Origin of the sequence: Mycobacterium sp. SA01, from assembly GCF_041287105.1 — a bacterium.
Taxonomy (GTDB): Bacteria; Actinomycetota; Actinomycetes; order Mycobacteriales; family Mycobacteriaceae; genus Mycobacterium.
Genome location: NZ_JBGGNO010000018.1, coordinates 553,818 through 569,750 on the forward strand (window position 1 = coordinate 553,818; position 15,933 = coordinate 569,750).

A 15,933-nucleotide genomic window follows, 5' to 3' on the forward strand; every position below is an offset into this window, starting at 1 on the left:
TCAGCATGGGTAGGTTTCATCGTCACGACGACGGCACCGTGCACAGCCACGAGCACGATGACCACGACCACGGCGACCACGACCACGGCGACCACAGCGGTTATGTCACCGGCTCGCAGCGGATCGAGGTGCTCGAACACATCTTCGCCGAGAACGACACCCGGGCCGACATCAACCGGGCGGCCTTCGAGAGCAACGGAATCCGCGCGCTCAACTTGATGAGCTCGCCGGGTTCAGGGAAGACGACGGTGCTGGCCGCCACCCTCGACGAGCTGGCCGACGATCTCGCCGTCGGCGTGATCGAGGGCGATATCGCGACCGACCTCGACGCCGCCAAGCTCGGCGGTCGCGGCGCACAGATCTCCCTGCTCAACACCAACAACGGTTTCGGCGGCGAGTGCCACCTGGACGCCCCGATGGTCAACCGCGCGCTGCAGGGCCTGGAGCTGCCGCAGCTGGATCTGGTGATCATCGAGAACGTCGGCAATCTGGTGTGCCCCGCAGAGTTCGACGTCGGCGAGCACGCCAAAGCGATGGTGTACTCGGTGACCGAGGGCGAGGACAAACCGCTGAAATACCCGGTGATGTTCCGCTCCGTCGACATCGTGCTGCTGAACAAGATCGACCTGGTGCCCCACCTGGATGCCGATGTCGGCACCTACATTTCGCGGGTCCGGGAGGTCAATCCGACGGCGACGATCCTGCCGGTGAGTGCACGCACCGGCGAGGGCATGAAGGCCTGGTTCGAGTGGCTTCGCCGCTTTGCGTCCGGGGCGGCCACCGCGCCCTGAGCGGACACGCGATCACGCGATCAGCCCCAGCAGGCCGGGATCGAACGTTGCCCGCGCGGAAACGGACGTCGCTGCAGCCGAAACCACCAAAGCGGCGTCGTCCTCGTATCCCTTGGGGAAGACGATCTCCGCGCTATCCGGGTCTTCGCGGTGTGCCATCAGCCAGTCGTACAGCAGCCAGTCCACCGCACAGCTCACTGTCAACGGATCGGCAGCCGGGGAACGTGCCGCCGTGACCACCGCCTGTAACGCGTCGCGATGTTCCTTGCGCGCGGCATCCTTGTTGACCCCGGAGCTGTCGAAGAACAGCATCGCCAAAGTGAGCGGAAAGCGTTGGCCCGCTTCGGTACGGACCACCCAGCGGCCGCCCTTCCATGGCGTGTCCGGATCGACGTGGTGGAATTCGCCGAAGCCACCGATGACGCCGATGGACGGATCGTCGAGTTCACCGTCGAACGGCGCGGGTCCGAGGAGGTCCAGCGGAAGGCGTGCCCGGATCGAGAACAAGGCGGCCGTGCCGACGATCTTTCCGGCCCGCAGGTCAACACCGAATCCGGTCAACTCCTGTGCCGTCGCGAATTCGAGGCACAACCGGTCGACGGTTCGGTACAGCTCGACAAGGCCGTCACGTTCGTCGGCATCGGCGGGTGGCCGCCCACCCCCCAAGACCTCACCGAAGCGGCCTGCGGCGATGATGAGCGCATCGTCGAGCGCTTCGAGGTGGGTGGCCATCAGCCGGTCTGGTTCGTCGTCGACGGCGACCAGGGCCTGCAGCGACGTCGGGCTGCCGGTCGGTGTCGACCAGTAGAACCCGATCTGGTCGTCTCCCTGGATGATTCGCGGTCTCACGTCGGCTCGACGCTCTTCGCGCAAGCGCTCATCGTCTGCCGCCAGATCATCACCCGGTTGTTGCCGGAGTCGGCGACCGCCAGCGTGTCCCCGCGCAGCGACAGGCCGTACGGCCAGCAGAGCGTGTCGCGCTGCACCGAGGTCCACCGATTCTCGCCGTTGGAGCCGAAATCCGGTTGGGCCAGCACGTGATCGGCGCCGCGGCCATCGTCAGGCATGCCGTCCCACAGCAGAATCCGGTTGTTGGCGGTATCAGCCACGGCCAGCCGGTCGCGATCCAGGCACGCCGCATAGGGGAAGCGCAACCGGTCCGCGGTGTGCGGTCCATAGGGCCATTCGAGCGCGCTGGTGAAATCCGGCTGGCCGAGCACGGAATCGGCGTCCCGGTCGGCCTCCGGCGGGGGTGACCACCCCAGCAGCCGGTGATCGCCGGCGTCGGCGACCAGCAGCAGGTCGTCGCGACCGGTGATGTCGTGGGGCCAGCGGAACGTGGCCGGACCGACGGCACCGCCCCGGTTCTCCTCCCGCGTCGCCGCGTCGGGCTGACCCAGCACGACATCTGCCGGCTGATCAGCGTCGGGTATCCCGTTGCGCCACCCGAGAACCCGGCGATTGCCGGTGTCGGCAACCCAGAACGCCCGGCCGACCATACCGATTCCGAACGGCCAATACAGGGTCGACGCCGAGCATTCACCTCCGCGGTTCTCCACCACCGAGGCAGCATCGGGCTGGCCGAGCACGAGGTCGGGCGCCACGTCACTCGTCTGCGGCACGGTGTTCCACACCAGGATCCGGTGATGCCAGGCATCGGCGACGACGAGCCGGCCGTCGTGCACCAGAACCCCGGTCGGCAGGTTCATTCCGCGTTCCGGACCGCGGCCGCCGGCCGCTCGGCCCTCCGACTCACCATCCGGTTGTCCGAGCACGACATCGGCGGGCTGCTCGTCGTCGTCGGGTATGCCGTGCCAGATCAGGACGCGATGGTTTCCCGAGTCGGCCACCACCAGGTGCCGGTCGCCGAGAAACACGCCGCGCGGCGAATACATCCAGGACAGGGACGGTTTCGCCGGCGGAAGTGCCAGGCCGCCAGGTGCCGGCGCGCCCAGCCACAGCGCGGGTGACCAGCCGCCGGTGCGATCGACATCGGGTATCACGTCGACGCGGGTGCCCAGTCCGCTCACGTTGTGCCGGACGGTGTAGCGGCTCATCCGCCGACGCGAACCCAGACGACACCGTCGTCGACACGCAACGGCAGCTGTTCGAGCTGGGCGCCGGGCGCGCTGAGACACTCCCCCGATGTCGCGTCATAGCAGAAGCCGTGCCACGGACAGGTCAGCGTGTTGGTCTCCAGATCGAGGATCGCGTTGTCCAGCGGAAGCGCTTCGTGCGCACACTCGTTGCGGTAGGCCGACAGTCGCCGGCCCGCATTGACCACGATCACCTCGGCGCGCTCGCCGTCGGCTGTCGTCACGCTCAGCGGCGACAGTTCGTCGACGGCCAGACCAGCGGCCGGGCCCACCTCGACCCAGCCCTCACCGGCCGGGTCACGCCCGATGCGTAGCGCCTCGATGGGAATCAGTGTCGGTGTCGGCTCGTTCGGCAGCACCTCCACTGCGGAGATCGCCGGAACACCCTGCACCAGAGCCTCTTCCACCAGGTTGCGCAACGTCACCGCAGACATGGAACAGCCGTTGCACGCTCCCTCCAGGCGGACGTACGCCGTGCCATCGTCGACCCGCACCAGGGTGACGTCCCCGCCGTGGCTGTGCAGTTGCGGACGCACCGAGGCCAGGACCTGGTTGGCGTGGGTGAGCGGATCGGGCCGCACGATCCCGTGCAGAGACAGCAACAGATGCACGGTGGGATCGTCGACCAATTCGAACAACACGTCCCGTGCGGCGTCGTCGGACCGCATCCGGCGCACCATGGTCACCAGCCCGGCCCGGTGGATCTGCTCGATCGCCGCCTTGAGCTCTTCGGCAACCGCGCGCGCCGATGGATCCAGGTCACCCAGTGCGGCGACCGCGTCGTCCACACGCTTGGCGAGTTCTTCGAAAGTCGGCTCGGCGAGCGGCCGTTCAGTGGTTGTCGACATCGCTGCCGTCCGTCCTGCCCAGCGCGACCTGCCGGGCTATCTCGTCGAGGACGCCGCGAACCGCCCGAACCGAATCGCCGTCGCCGAGCTCCTCGAACAGGAACCGGGCTTCGTACAGTTTGGCTTTCGCCTGATCGAAGGAACCGAGGTGCGCCAACACGTTGCCCTGATTGGCCAGCACGCGTGCCCGGCCCATCGGATCGCTGTCCCGGCTGCGCGCGTCGAGGACCGCTTCGTACAGTTCGACGGCCTCGACCAGGTTGTCGGCCTGGTGCTTCGACGGGGTGTACACCAGCGAATTCGCCAGATTCAGCTGCACGCTGGCCCACTGCTCGGGGTAGTCCTCGCGGGTGTACACCTTGAGCGCGGATCGCAGCGACTGCGCCGCGATCCCCAACCGCAGCTGGCCGGACGCCTCCGTCATCGGCATGGTGAGGTAAGCGGTCGCCAGGTTGGCGTGCGCCGACGCCCACAACAACGGGGCCTCCTCGCGCAGCACCAACTGAAGCGCCGAATGGTAATGCGGCACAACAGCCGCCAGCAGCTCGGGCCGCTCCGGCGCCTGTTCGTGTAACAGTCCCGCCAGGTTCAGGTGCAGTTCGGCCCGAGCGACGCGCAGACCGTCCGCACCCTCGAGGCCCTTGAGCGCCGTCTCGAAACGCCGAACGGCATCGGGATGGCCGCCGTGGGCGGCGATCGACGCCGCCGCACCGAGCAGCACCCCGTACAGCGGCGTGGACACCGCGGCCGCCTCGTCGGCCGCCTGGTCGAGCAGCGCGGTGGCCCGGGCCGCGTCACCGTCGTTGAACGCGCTACTGGCCTGGGTCGACAGCACCAGGGCCGCAAGTTCGGCGCCTGCTGAACCCAGCTCCGGCGCGACGTCCGAACGGCCGACGGCGAACAGCACGACGTCGACGAGAACTCCGAAGTCGCCCAGCAGTGACCGCAATTCCGCGGGGTCGTCGGCGTCGGGGTCCATCACGAAACGGTTGTATCGGCTGACCGGGTCGTCGCCATCCAGAACAGCCAGGGCGCCGTCCCGATCACCGGCCAGCGCCAGCTCGTGTGCTCGCAGCGCATCGGGCCACTGCGGTACGTTGCCTGCGAGCAGCGCGGTGCGGGCGTCCTCGGTGTCGGCCGATGCCGGAATCAGCATGTATCCCAGCGGGAGTGGGAAGGCTCCGAGCGGTTGCGGTCGCACCGCGATGATGTCGGTGTCCACCGGTTCGGTGTTGGCAAGGGCGGTCACTGCTCGTCTCCCGTCATCCGTGGATGGGTCCGCGGATATCGCGCTCGGCGGCGCGCTTGATCAGTCGGGCCGACAGTTCGGCGCGGGCTTTGGTGTGGTGGGTGTCGATGCGCTTGCGCACCACCCCGTCGGCGAAGACCACGACGATGTCGACCGCCCACCGGCCCCGTTCTTCCACGACGACGGTCTGCACATCCACGGCCTCGTCGGAGGAGCTGTCGATGCGGACGGTGGTCTTCGGCCGTGGCTCGTCACACATCACGATCACCGCGCCGACTCCAGCGGAATCCGCAACGCCTGTTGGGCATCGTCCCAGGATGCCTGATGAACGCCGGTGACGAGGCGATCCGCCAGCACTTCACGGATCAGCAGGGACCGATCGCCCGCGGGGTTGCGCTGTTTGAGCAACAGCCCCCCGCTGCGAGGCCCGCGCAGCGGGAACAACCAGAGGTCGTCGCCGCGCACCATCGCCGCGACGGCATCCGAGGGGAATCGGTTGGCCGCCAATGCCGCATCGAGGCGCAGATATCCGTCGTCGGTGAACTGTACCGAGACGTCGTCGCCGAGCGGAGGTCGCAGCGGCCCAAAAAAGTCCCGCTCGAGAACATCGATCACCTGTTCCATCGCCGCCTGCACCGGCTCAGAGAGGTCGGCGCCCAGCTCGACGCCGCCCGCCTCGATCAGGAACACCGTGATATCGCTGGGGCAGGCATCGGCCAGCGCCCAGTGCGCGAACGCGATCGCGTGATCCCACCGGAACGAGTGGGTGTGCAAGCCCTGCAGGGGCGGCAGGTCGGCCAGCTCCTCGCCGGGGACGCGGTAGATGGTCCCCGGCGTCGCACCCGTAGCCGAGGCATCGACAATGACGACGCGCTCGGCGCCGCGCATCTGGAACGCGACGTCCATGCCCGCGGTGCCGCCGTCGACCAGACGAGCGCCGGCCGGCACGCCCCGCTCCCAGAGGTGCCGGACCAGAACCGGTCCGACACCGTCGTCACCGCGCAGCAGGTTGCCGCAGCCCACCACCAGAACCGCACACCCAGGCGGCCCGATATCGAGCGAGGGGTTGCTGATATCGGAACCGCCTGGGTTGCTGTGGGAGTCGTGTGCCCCAGGCTCGACCGCCGGGATCACACCATTCCGTTGATGACGAACTTCGAGAGCTCCTTGCCTGTCTTGCCGTCGTAGGCGTGCACGGTGCACACCAGGCAGGAGTCGAAGCTGCGTGCCACATGTCCGAGCTCGACCGGATCGTCGGGATCGACGATCGGTGAACCCACCAACGCCTTCTCGATGGGGCCCAGAACCTCGTTGCCGTCCCGTGGCCCGATGTTCCACGCTGTCGGGGTGACGACCTGGTAGTTCTTGATCTTGTTGTCTTCCAGCACGATCCAGTCACTGAGCGAGCCGCGGGCCGCCTCGGTGGAGCCGAATCCCTTGCCCTCGGCATATTCGACGGGCTTGGTGTAGAAGCTCTCCTTCAGGTCCAGCTGGTCGAGCCAGGACCTCACCCACTTGTAGTACTTGGGCGCCTCATGCATCCGGGCCAGCTGGCGCACCAACACACTCGGGCCGATCTTGGCGTAGATGTCACCGAAGAGCGGATCGTTGTCCTGATGCGCTCCGGCGTTCGGGCCGGCCGCGGCCATCCGCCGGGCCAGCGGACCCGCCTCGAGCGGAATCGTGCCCAGGTCTCCGACGGCATAGCGCGGCGACTTGGCCCAGCTGTACTTGCCCTGCTTCCTGCCCTCTTCGGGGTCCACCGGGATGGTCTCGCCGTCGAACGGGTGCAGCGGCGTGCTGCCCTCGTAGAACGAGTGGGCGACGTCCTCGCGAACGTTGGCCTGATCGAACTCGTACCACTGGCCTTTGGCGTAGATCCCGCCCCGGCCGATCAGCGCGGCGTTGCGACCGTCGATGGTGGGGTTCTCGTACAGAGTCGGGTCGAAGTAGGTACCGGTGGCGATGTAGTTGCCTACGCCCTGACCGTACTTGTCCAGGCCGATGTCGAGGGCGTAGCGGATGAAAAAGCCGCAGTCGCTGTTGTACTGGGACTCGTTCTCGTCGACCCAGGCCAGAACGTCGTCCCAGGTCTTGTTCTCCAGCCAGCGGTCGATGCTGCAGCCCAGCCACTGGCCTTCGAGCCAGTTGTCCTTCCAGTGCTCCAGGATCGCGATCGAGCGCGTCACGTCCGACAGCGTGGGCGCACACATGACGCCGCCGGGCACCATGAAGCTCGAATGCGGCCACTGCCCGCCGAAGATCGCATACACCTCGACCGGCTTGTTCGAAAGCACCACTCCCGGTTGGTAACTGGTGCCGACGTAGGGCGCGAAGCGGCGAACCGCCTCGTCATACATCTTGGACTTGGCGTAGTTCTTGTTGGTCAGGTCGATGGCGAACAGCGCATAGAAGTAACGGGGAATCGACTGCAGCGTTTCGCATGCCTGGGCGATGTTGCGGATCAGCGTCGCGTTCGCCGGCATGTGAGTGCGCCACGCGGTGTCCAGGGCGTAGGCCGACTTGTACAGATGGCTGCCGCCGCAGATCCCGCAGATGCGGGGGCACACGACGAGACCGGACTGCGGGTCCTTGCCCCGCAGGATGATCTCGAAGCCGCGGAACATCGCGGCCTCCGTCCATGCCGACGTCACGACGCCGTCGTCAATGGTGACCCGGACGTCGAGGTCACCCTCGACACGGCCCAGTGGGCTGACGTAAAGGTCGAGCGCGGTCATGAGATAGTCCTCCAAGAGGTGAGAGCTGAACCAGGGCTGGCGGTTTCGCTGGGTCTAGACGACGAACATGTCTTCTTTGGACCACTGCGGCGCGGCGATACGGGCGGCCGCCGCATGCGCCATGTACGTCAGGTGATCGGATCCCTCCGGCACTTCCTTGGGGATCACACCGCCGACCTTCTGGGTCTTGAACAGCGTTCCGGGCGCCAGGTCGAAATGCGGGAATTCCGGCTCTGTGCAGCCCAGGCACGGCATGCCGGCGCGGGTCTTGGACGACTGCCGGTTCCACAGGATGCGATTGCACGGCGAGTGCGTCATCGGCCCGCGGCAGCCGAACTCGTAGAACAGGCAGCCCGTTCGGGTGCCTTCGCCGAACGACATCGTCGACTGCTTGTATTCGAAGAATTGCACACGGGTGCAGCCGGTTTGGGTGAATGTCTTGAAGAACGTCTCGGGCCGGTGCAGTTCGTCGAGGGCGATGTCACCGGCGCGCCCGGTGGCGAGCGCCACGATGATCTGGGTGATCCAGTCGGGGTGCGCGGGACAGCCCGGAATGTTGATGACGGGAAGTCCCATCTTGGAGCGGAAGTCAGGCCCGAGGAAACCGCCCTTGTCCCGCTTGTGGAACTGCAGACCGGTTGAGGCCGACGGGTTGGGCTCCATCGCGGGGATGCCGCCCCAGCAGGCGCAGTCTCCGATCGCCACGACGATCTGAGCGGCGCCGGCCAGGTCGGTGACCCAGTCCTTCATCGGCCGGTCGGCGAACATGTCCATCCGCCCGGTTCCGTTGGGCGCTTCGATGACGGTGCCCTCGAAGACGAAGATGTCCAGCGGGCGTTCGCCTTTGGCGCAGTCCCAGAACACCTTCTGGGCGTTCTTGCCGAGTTCCAGCCCGAGCGACGGGTGCCAGATCAGATCCAGGCCGAAGTCGACGATCAGGTCGACGACGTTGGGTTCCTCCGCGTTGAGGAAAGACATGGTGTTGCCACTACACGCCCCTCCTTGGAACCACAGAACAGAAGCCATTCGAACTCCTCTCAGAGAGCGACCTTGGGCCAGGTCGGAATTGACGACCAAAGGTCAACCGCATGAGCGACATACGGGCGGGCACTACCGGTTCACCCGGCGGCCGAAGGATGTGGCGACGGCGACGAGGAAGCCGAGACCGCGCGCGAAGTCAGGGTCTTTGGTGGCCTTCCACAGTCCGTAGATGCCCTTGGGTGGATTCGCCGCACCGGCCTTGCCGTCGCCGAGGGCGTCGCCGATGGAGGCCAGCACCGCGGCGGTCTCCGGCTTGGTGAGGCCCGAGGACAGCACGGTGTTCAGCGCGGGCGCGGCGGTGACGACGGAGCCCGACAACGAGGCCAGACTGGTGGCGAGGCTCTGCAGGTCGACACCCTTGAGCGCGTCAGCGCCGGGCACCACCGCCGCCGACGAGGCGCCCCGAAGCTCGACGACCGCGGCGGACACCGAGTCGGTGATGGTGTCGCCACGGCTGAGCAAGCCGTCGAGGCCGCTGAGCAGGACGGCCAGCACGTCGGCGTGGTCGAGCAGGGTGTTGAGTGCGGCCGCGACATGGGGGTCGTCGAGTCGATCGCGGAGGGTGTCCGCTGGGGTGACGGAAACCGCCTGCCCGTTAGCTGTCATGCGCACCTCCCGGCAGTATGGCCTGAACCGAAGGTAGCCGTCCGGAGCTTGGCTGCCTATCGCTTTCGCGCAATGACTGTCAGAATTACGAACAGTTACCCGCGCTCAAGCGCGACCGATGTTTGAGAGGCTGGCGGATCGATTGCGACGGACACTAGCGGCGGCCGGTCTTCCGCAGCGAGTTCACCCGGGTAGGCGCTGATGTCCCGGCTCACCAGGCTCGGCTACATCGACGTACGGCGCACCAGCAATCCGGTCCGGCGCAAGGTGCGCTCCCGCGGCGTCCCCCCGGCGCTGGCCGACAACGAGATCTTCTATACCGAGGACGTCAAAACCGCCTCCAGGCTGATCGCCAAAACCCTGGGGCCCCTTCGACTCACCGTCGCAGGCGACGCGACCGGCTTCGCGGCGACCATGCACGGCGTCCGGCTGCGCAACGTCAGCCTGCTCTACCTCGACCTGCACGTCGCAGCGGCTGTCGAGATTCCGATGGTCGGACCGCACTACGCGGTTCACATGCCGATGAACGGCCGGGCGATGGCCGAACACCGCGGCCACTCCTTCGAGGCCAACACCATCCGCTCCGTGGTGAGCAGCCCGGGGGCGTCGCTGCGGATGGCGTTCGACCACGACTCCCCACAGTTGATCATCCGGATCGAGGAGCGGGCACTGGACGCCCATCTGACCCGATTGCTGGGCCGGGCACTGGACCGCCCGCTGGTGTTCGACCCGGAGTTCGACATGGCCACCGAGGCCGCCATGCGCTGGCACGCCGCCGTGCAGCTGATTCACACCGAGGTCTTCCACGAGGGATCACTCATCCAGCGCGGCCAGGGCATCGGCGCGGTGGAGGACTTCGTGATCAGCAGCCTGTTGCATCTGCAACCGTCGAACTATCACGCGGAGTTCTTGGCGCCGGCCCAGCCCGACCAGCGCCGCGCCGTCGTGCAGAACGCCATGAGCTATATCGAGGACCACCTCGCCGAGCGGATCACCATGGAGTCGGTGGCCAAGGCCGTGCACATGAGCGTCCGGTCGATTCAGCAGGGGTTCCGCGAGGAGCTGGGGATGACGCCGATGACCTACGTGCGGGAGCGCCGCCTGGAACGGGTGCACGAGGAACTGACCGACGCCATCCCCGCCGACGGCGTGACAGTGACGCAGGTGGCCGAGCGGTGGGGCTTCAACCACCTCGGCAGTTTCGCCGTCGAATACCGAAAGCGTTGGGGTGAAGCCCCTTCGGGCACGCTTCGCCGCTGAGTTCAGCCCTCGACGGGGATGCTCACCGTGACGGTGGTCCCCGCCCCGGGGCGCGACCTGACGGTCAGGGTGCCGCCGACCAGCTCGGCACGTTCAGCCATCGAGAGCATGCCGTACCCACCCGACGACGAGAGCGGTCCGGTCTCGAATCCGACCCCGTTGTCGACCACCTCGAGCCTGGCGACCCCGTCCCGCACGGTGAACGTCACGGTGGCGACCAACGCACGAGAATGCTTGACGACGTTCTGAAAGCACTCCTGTGCAATGCGATACAGCGCAACCTCGATGTGCTCGGGCAACCGCTCGTCGGCCAGGTGCAGTTCCAGGTCGACCTCGGGGATCGAGGTGGCAAGGCTGGCCAGGCCGCCCAACAGACCGAGGTCGTCGAGGACCGGCGGCCGCAGCCCGCCGATCGCCGACCGGGCTTCGGCCAGCGTGAGATCGACCAGATCCCTTGCCTTTTCCAGCTGCTCGGCGGCCGCCGGTTGATCCAGGTCGTCGACGGCCCGGGCCGCCGCATCCAGCCGGTAGGTCAGCCCGACCAGACGCTGCGAGATGCCGTCGTGAATGTCACCGGCCAGCCTGCGGCGTTCGCTTTCCTGAGCGGCGATCACCTGTTCGGCGAAATTCTCGTGCGCGCGTTCACGTGCCGACAGCTGCCGGTGCAGCCGGGCCTGGTGCAGGGCACCGGCGATCAGCCGGCCGATGACGAGGAGCAGCTCGATGTCGCGCGGGGTGAAATCGCGCCGCTCGATGGTGTGCACGTTGAGCACCCCCACCAGACCGCCGGGCTCGGTTTCCATCGGCACCGACGCCATTGAGGCAAAGTCCTTGCCGCGCAACGCCGCGATCGGGACGTAACGCGGATCGGCTTCCTTGTCGCTGACGATCACCACGGGTTCGCGATGGCTGGCTACCCACCCCGAAACGCCCGACCCCAGCGGCATCCGGATACGGCCGACCTGCTCGTCGAACGGCGGTGTGGCGCCGGCCAGCGTCAGCGATTGATCGGTGTCGTCCAGGACGTGGACGAAGCAGACGTCGGATGCCGTTGCCGCGGTGATCATCCGAGCCACCGCTGCGGCCATCGGTTCCACCTCGGGCCCGCTTGAGGTCGCGGCGATGATGTCGAGCAGCAGAGCGACTTCCCGGTCGGCGTCGACCAGCCCGTGCACGGCGTGCGGGCTGACGCCGCCGGAGCGACTGCTCATCGAAAAATGCCTTCCCGCAAGGCCGTTGCCGCGGCGCTGGTGCGGTCACTGACTCCCAGCTTGCGATAGATGGAACTGAGGTGGGTCTTGACGGTCTCCTCACCGATCACCAGCTTGCCCGCGATTCCCCGATTCGACAGCCCGGTCACCACCAGCGACAGGATCTCGCTCTCGCGCTGGGTGAGGCCGTGCCGGGCGCCGGGCCAGAATTGGTCACTCTGCAGCCGCGCGGCAGTCTCGGCCGCCCGCGCTGCCAGCCCGGCGTCGATCGCCGTCGAGCCTGCGTGCACACCTTCCAGCTGGCGTACCAGCTCGTCGCTGCTGATGCCCTTGAGTAGGTAGCCCGATGCGCCGACACGCATGGCCTGGAACAGGTACTGCTCGTCGTCGTAGACCGAGAGCAGGATGACTTTGCGCTGGGGATCGCGCTTGCGGATCTCCCGGCACAGGTCCAGACCGCTGGCACCCTGCATCCGTACGTCGCACAACACGATGTCGGGTTGGAGGTCGAAGATGACGGCCATGGCCTTCTCGGCCCCCACCGCTTCGCCCACCACCTCGACTCGGTCACCGAACGGCGCGAGCATCGCCTTGAGGCCCTCGATGACCATTTCGTGGTCGTCGACCAGCACCACCCGCACCGTCATGGACAACACCGTAGTGCCGCAACCACGCCTGCCGGACCGCAATGCCACTCGACACCTGTCAACTACCCAGAAGACGCACTGCCACAGGTGATTTCGCTGGAAATTCGCCGTACAGGTCAGCTGTGTCACCACCGTGAGGCGGGTGAGGGGCTCACCCGCCTCTCCCCTGAACGGGGGATGCTGCGCCTCACGCTGCGCGCGATACTTCCCCCGTGGCCACGATGCTTTTGGACACGATCAGCCGGAATCGATCCTTCTGGTGGGATCGGGCGCGGTGCGCGCATGACGACGCCCCCGAACTCGAAGCGGTCATTTTCGACTTCGACGCGCCGCGGGCGGCCACCGAACGCGATGCGCACATGTTCCGTGAGCTGATCTGGAGCCTGCACTGCGGCGATATCCGGGTCGGCGTCACGTCGGCAGGTCCCCGCGACTGGGTCGAACCACTGGTCCGCGAACTCATCGGCGACGGTGTGGTCGAGGTGCTGATCACCGGCGACGACGTCATCCGACCCAAGCCCGACCCCGAGGTGTATCACCGGGCGCTGTGCGAACTCGGGGTCGGTCCCGAGTCCGCGATGGCCGTCGAGCATTCCCCCGCCGGGTTCCACACCGCGCGTTCGGCGGGTCTCGCGACGATCGTCGTCACCACCCTGGGCATCCGCAACCGGGACTTCGCCGGGGCGGCCGCCGTCTTGGACCGCTACGACGGTGACGAACCGCTCTCAGCCGGCCGATGTCGGCGACTGCACGAGCAGTGGTGGATCAACCGCAGCCGACTCAGCGCCTAGCTAGCTCTGGCCGCACGCGGCCATGACCAATTCGCGTACTCGCGCCGCGTCGGCCTGCCCCTTGGTGGCTTTCATCACCGCGCCGACAATCGCACCCGCCGCCTGCACCTTGCCGCCGCGGATCTTCTCGGCGATATCGGGATTGGCGGCCAGCGCTTCATTGATAGCGGTCTGAATCAGCGAGTCGTCGCGGACCAGCGCCAAACCCCGGTCGGTCATCACCTGCTCGGGCTCACCCTCACCCGCGAGCACACCTTCGATGACCTGGCGTGCCAGCTTGTTCGACAGCTTGCCCTCGTCGACCAGCGCGACAACCTTCGCCACCTGAGCCGGCGTGATCGGCAGTGCTGCCAGCTCAACGCCGGATTCGTTGGCTTTCTGCACCAAGAAGTTTCCCCACCAGGCCCGAGCCTGCTCACTGCCGGCGCCCGCCTCGACCGTCGCGGCGACCAACTCGATCGCGCCCGCGTTCACCAGGTCGCGCATCACCTCGTCGGAAATGCCCCAGTCGTCCTGAATTCGCTTGCGCGACAACCACGGAAGCTCCGGGATCGTGGCACGCAGCCGAGCCACCAGTTCCTCGCTCGGGGCCACCGGCTCCAGATCGGGCTCCGGGAAGTACCGGTAGTCCTCGGCGGTCTCCTTGTCGCGGCCCGGTGAGGTGAAGCCGCCCTCGTCGAAGTGCCGGGTCTCCTGATGGATCTTGCCGCCCTCGACGAGAATCGCTGCCTGGCGACGCATCTCGTAGCGGACCGCCACCTCGACGCTCTTGAGGGAGTTGACGTTCTTGGTCTCGGTGCGGGTGCCGAACTCCTGCTGTCCGATCGGGCGCAGCGACACGTTGGCGTCGCAGCGCAGCGAGCCCTGATCCATCCGCACATCGGAGACACCCAGCCCACGCAGCAGGTCCCGCAACGCCGTCACGTAGGCGCGAGCCACCTCGGGTGCCCGCTCGCCGGTGCCCTCGATCGGCTTGGTGACGATCTCTATCAACGGAACCCCGGCGCGGTTGACGTCCAGCAGCGAGGTGGTGGCACCGTGGATGCGGCCGGTGTCGCCGCCGACGTGGGTGAGCTTGCCGGTGTCCTCTTCCATGTGCGCCCGCTCGATGGCGACGCGGAAGGTGCTGCCGTCGTCGAGCGGGACGTCGAGGTAACCGTCGAAGGCGATCGGCTCGTCGTACTGCGAGATCTGATAGTTCTTCGGCTGGTCGGGATAGAAGTAGTTCTTCCGCGCGAAGCGCGACCAGGGGGCAATCGAGCAGTTCAGCGCGAGGCCGATCCGGATGGCCGATTCGACGGCCGCCTCGTTGAGGACCGGCAACGCGCCCGGCATACCCAAGCAGACCGGGCACACCTGGGTGTTGGGCTCGGCGCCGAAGGTCGTCGCGCAGGGGCAGAACATCTTGGTGGCCGTCGACAGCTCGACGTGCACCTCGAGCCCGAGCACCGGGTCGAAGCGGGCGATGACGTCGTCGTAGTCGAGCAGGTCAGCCTGCGCAGCAGCAGTCATGAGTCGATCCTAGTGGGTCGCTTTTCCCCGCCGAGCAGACACAAACTCGGGCTTCGGAAGCCGAAAAAGGCCGAGTTTCTGTCTGCTCGCGGATGGAGCGCTCAGCCGAAGAAGGCGGCCGCGTCGTCGTAGCGGCTCTGCGGCACCAACTTGAGTTGGCGCACCGCGTCCGCCAACGGCACCCGGCCGATGTCCTGCCCGCGCAGCGACACCATCATCCCGTACTCACCGGCATGCGCTGCGTCGGCGGCGTTGACGCCGAACCGGGTGGCCAGCACCCGGTCATAGGCGGTCGGGGTGCCGCCGCGCTGCACGTGCCCGAGCACGGTGACCCGGACTTCCTTCTTGATCCGCTTCTCCACCTCCATGGCCAGTTGCTGAGCCACCCCGGTGAAGCGTTCATGCCCGAATTCGTCGGTGCCGCCCTGGCGCAGCTGCATCGACCCCTCGGCCGGCTTGGCCCCTTCGGCCACCACGATGATGAAGCTGGACTCCCCGCGCTGGAAGCGTTTCTTGACCAGCCGGCACACTTCTTCGACGTCGAAGGGCTGCTCGGGGATCAGCGTCATGTGCGCACCCGAGGACAGCCCGGCGTTCAGCGCGATCCAGCCCGCGTGCCGGCCCATCACCTCGACCAGCATCACCCGCTGATGCGACTCCGCGGTGCTGTGCAGCCGGTCGATCGCCTCGGTGGCGATCTGCAGCGCGGTGTCGTGGCCGAATGTGACGTCGGTGCAGTCGATGTCGTTGTCGATGGTCTTGGGCACACCGACGACGGGCACACCCTCCTCGGACAGCCAGTGCGCGGCGGTCAGGGTTCCCTCGCCGCCGATCGGGATCAGCACGTCGATCCCGTTGTCCTCCAACGTCTGCTTGATGTCGTCCAGACCGGCACGCAGCTTGTCGGGATTTGTGCGGGCGGTGCCCAGCATGGTGCCGCCCTTGGCCAGCAACCGGTTGTTGCGGTCGTCGTTGTGCAGCTGGATCCGGCGGTCCTCGAGCAGGCCCCGCCAGCCGTCCAGAAACCCGACCACCGAAGACCCGTAGCGGGCGTCGCAGGTCCGCACCACAGCCCGGATCACCGCATTCAGGCCCGGACAGTCACCCCCACCGGTCAGCACTCCGATACGCATGGGACCTATC

The 15,933-nt window shown here is 67.1% G+C and carries 16 protein-coding genes; 3 read left to right on the plus strand and 13 right to left on the minus strand.

Features of this window, described 5'->3' with window-relative positions; all coding sequences use genetic code 11:
• Positions 1–5: 5 nt before the first annotated feature.
• Positions 6–791, plus strand: coding sequence for a hydrogenase nickel incorporation protein HypB (gene hypB / locus AB4879_RS15650; RefSeq protein WP_370508275.1), 786 nt, complete (start codon positions 6–8; stop codon positions 789–791).
• A gap of 12 nt (positions 792–803) precedes the next feature.
• On the opposite strand, the gene AB4879_RS15655 is transcribed toward hypB, so the two are convergent.
• The 9 genes from AB4879_RS15655 to AB4879_RS15695 form a co-directional block, all read right to left on the minus strand.
• A complete protein-coding gene (locus AB4879_RS15655; RefSeq protein WP_370508276.1) occupies positions 804–1,640 on the minus strand; it encodes a hypothetical protein in 837 nt (278 codons plus the stop codon).
• Positions 1,637–2,848, minus strand: a complete 1,212-nt coding sequence (locus tag AB4879_RS15660; RefSeq protein ID WP_370508278.1) for an NHL repeat-containing protein — start codon at positions 2,846–2,848, stop codon at positions 1,637–1,639. The genes AB4879_RS15655 and AB4879_RS15660 overlap by 4 nt, the downstream gene beginning before the upstream one ends.
• Positions 2,845–3,735 carry a NifU family protein gene (locus AB4879_RS15665; protein ID WP_370508280.1) on the minus strand — a complete coding sequence of 297 codons (891 nt, stop codon included), beginning with the start codon at positions 3,733–3,735 and terminating at the stop codon, positions 2,845–2,847. Before AB4879_RS15665 ends, AB4879_RS15660 begins: the two co-directional genes overlap by 4 nt.
• On the minus strand, positions 3,719–4,891 hold the full coding sequence (locus AB4879_RS15670) for a hypothetical protein (protein ID WP_370508340.1): 1,173 nt from the start codon (positions 4,889–4,891) through the stop codon (positions 3,719–3,721). Before AB4879_RS15670 ends, AB4879_RS15665 begins: the two co-directional genes overlap by 17 nt.
• A 106-nt stretch (positions 4,892–4,997) precedes the next feature.
• Positions 4,998–5,243: a hypothetical protein gene (locus AB4879_RS15675; protein WP_370508281.1), complete on the minus strand. Its 246-nt coding sequence runs from the start codon at positions 5,241–5,243 to the stop codon at positions 4,998–5,000.
• 5 nt (positions 5,244–5,248) lie between these two features.
• On the minus strand, positions 5,249–6,010 hold the full coding sequence (locus tag AB4879_RS15680; RefSeq protein WP_370508283.1) for a hydrogenase maturation protease: 762 nt from the start codon (positions 6,008–6,010) through the stop codon (positions 5,249–5,251).
• Between the two features lie 104 nt (positions 6,011–6,114).
• Positions 6,115–7,722 (minus strand): nickel-dependent hydrogenase large subunit, encoded by a 1,608-nt coding sequence (locus tag AB4879_RS15685; protein ID WP_370508284.1) that lies wholly within the window; start codon positions 7,720–7,722, stop codon positions 6,115–6,117.
• Between the two features lie 54 nt (positions 7,723–7,776).
• Entirely contained in the window at positions 7,777–8,748 is a 972-nt protein-coding gene (locus AB4879_RS15690) for a hydrogenase (protein ID WP_036339240.1), read from the minus strand.
• Positions 8,749–8,832: 84 nt separating this feature from the next.
• A complete protein-coding gene (locus AB4879_RS15695) occupies positions 8,833–9,369 on the minus strand; it encodes a DUF1641 domain-containing protein (RefSeq protein WP_370508285.1) in 537 nt (178 codons plus the stop codon).
• 201 nt (positions 9,370–9,570) lie between these two features.
• Between AB4879_RS15695 and AB4879_RS15700 the strand changes: the two genes are divergently transcribed.
• Positions 9,571–10,629, plus strand: coding sequence for an AraC family transcriptional regulator (locus AB4879_RS15700; protein WP_370508286.1), 1,059 nt, complete (start codon positions 9,571–9,573; stop codon positions 10,627–10,629).
• A gap of 2 nt (positions 10,630–10,631) precedes the next feature.
• Here the strand turns inward: AB4879_RS15700 and AB4879_RS15705 are convergent, their stop codons facing one another.
• Positions 10,632–11,840 carry a GAF domain-containing protein gene (locus AB4879_RS15705; protein WP_370508287.1) on the minus strand — a complete coding sequence of 403 codons (1,209 nt, stop codon included), beginning with the start codon at positions 11,838–11,840 and terminating at the stop codon, positions 10,632–10,634.
• Positions 11,837–12,487, minus strand: coding sequence for a response regulator transcription factor (locus tag AB4879_RS15710; protein ID WP_115321020.1), 651 nt, complete (start codon positions 12,485–12,487; stop codon positions 11,837–11,839). The genes AB4879_RS15705 and AB4879_RS15710 overlap by 4 nt, the downstream gene beginning before the upstream one ends.
• Positions 12,488–12,708: 221 nt before the next feature.
• Between AB4879_RS15710 and AB4879_RS15715 the strand changes: the two genes are divergently transcribed.
• On the plus strand, positions 12,709–13,278 hold the full coding sequence (locus AB4879_RS15715; RefSeq protein WP_370508341.1) for an HAD family hydrolase: 570 nt from the start codon (positions 12,709–12,711) through the stop codon (positions 13,276–13,278).
• On the opposite strand, the gene gatB is transcribed toward AB4879_RS15715, so the two are convergent.
• Positions 13,279–14,790 carry an Asp-tRNA(Asn)/Glu-tRNA(Gln) amidotransferase subunit GatB gene (gene gatB / locus AB4879_RS15720; RefSeq protein WP_102806940.1) on the minus strand — a complete coding sequence of 504 codons (1,512 nt, stop codon included), beginning with the start codon at positions 14,788–14,790 and terminating at the stop codon, positions 13,279–13,281.
• Positions 14,791–14,891: 101 nt separating this feature from the next.
• Complete coding sequence (locus tag AB4879_RS15725) at positions 14,892–15,923, minus strand: ATP-dependent 6-phosphofructokinase (RefSeq protein WP_036339260.1); 1,032 nt, start codon at positions 15,921–15,923, stop codon at positions 14,892–14,894.
• Positions 15,924–15,933 lie beyond the last annotated feature (10 nt).